Genomic DNA, 1,435 nt, shown 5'->3' with positions numbered 1-1,435 from the left:
GCCATACACCGAGGTCGAGGTCGACAGCGGCTGCAGCAGGCCCAGCTCCCAGGCGTGCATCGTGTCGTCGATGCCCGTCGTCGTGTCGGTGCTGGTCTTCTCGATGCGCTCGCTGCGTCCGCCGACACTGACCCGCGTCCCCGCTGCGAAGGTGTAGTCGTCCTTCGCATAGAACGCGCGCGAGGTCTGGTCGGCGGACGAGCCGAAGACCGTGTCGCGCGTCCAGTCGGCATGGTCGATGCCGAAGCTCAGCGCATTGCGGCCGCCGGCCAGCGCCATCTCGTTGCGCGCACGCAGCGCGTAGTTCTTCGCGTTGATGTCGTACCCGTAGGTCGAGCTGCCACGGCTCTCCAGGTGCTTGTCTCGCCAGCCGGCATCCAGCCCGAGTTGCCAGTCGCCCAGCACCGCGGAGCCGAACAGCCCCGAGTTGCGGCTGCGGATGCCGCCATGGTCGTTCGGCTTGCTCGTCTGGCGCGGGTTGTCGGCGTACTGCGCGGCCGTCAGCGAACCCGGCAGGCCGGTTTCGAGCCGGTCCCAGCCGCTGCGGGCGCCGATCCGCACGCCGTCGGCGAGCTGCCATTGCGCAGTCGCCGAGGCACCCTCGGACTCGGAGCGGAAGTTGTCGCGGTGGTTGTCGGTCTCGCGGTGGTTGCCGGCCACGTCGAGCGAGAACTTGCCCGCCACCACGGTGCCGCTGGCGCGCGTGTCGAGCAGCGCATGGCTGCCCATCGCGCCGTAGACCTGCGCACCGTTCTTGCGCTGCAGGCCCGCGCCGGCCTTGGTCGTGATGACGATCACACCGCCGGTCGCGCCTTCGCCGTACAGCACCGCGCCGCTGCCGCGCAGCACCTCGATGCGCTCGACCGAGTCGATCGGGATGCCGGCCAGCCGCGTGCCGCCCAGGTCGGCCTCGCTGATCCTGATGCCGTCGACGATCACCGCCTGGTTGTTGTCGGAGGTGGTGCCGAAGTTGCGCAGGTCGAGCGAGTAGTCGCCGCCGCCGTAGAAATCGAGCCGGCCGGGCACGCCCAGCAGCTTCATGATCGCGTCGTTGACCGTCGTGACGCCGGCCTCGCGGATGTCGGCCGAGGTGATCACGCTGACGCCGAACGGCAGCTTCGACGCGTCTTCCGGAAAGCGCGTCGCGGTGACGATCACCGGCGCGAAGACACGGCTGCCATCGGCCGCGACGGCGGCCGTCTGCGCCTGGGCGGCGGCCAGCGGGAACAGGGAGGCACAGGCCACGGCGCAGGCGCCGGCAAGCAGGCTCGGCGCGACGGGCGCGCGCAGCTGCGAGGAACGAGAAATCATGAAGGAACTGCCATCGATCAAGCCGTGCGCGCCAGCTTCCCCGCTGGTGCGCACCCATGGCGCCGCGCTTGCACGCGACGCCGCCTTGTTGGCCGGTATCCGGGCTGGCGGAAGGACCCCTGAC

At 70.3% G+C, this 1,435-nt stretch carries 1 protein-coding gene; it reads right to left on the bottom strand.

What is annotated here, in order from left to right; genetic code table 11:
- Positions 1-1,311 (bottom strand): TonB-dependent receptor (locus tag AC1D15_RS32055; protein WP_477829232.1); only part of this gene is annotated, 1,311 nt, incomplete at its 3' end.
- Positions 1,312-1,435: the final 124 nt, after the last annotated feature.

Source organism: Rhizobacter sp. P2_H2, assembly GCF_056403375.1.
Note: the sequence above shows the minus strand (reverse complement) of the source record. Positions and strands in the feature narration are given on the sequence as shown.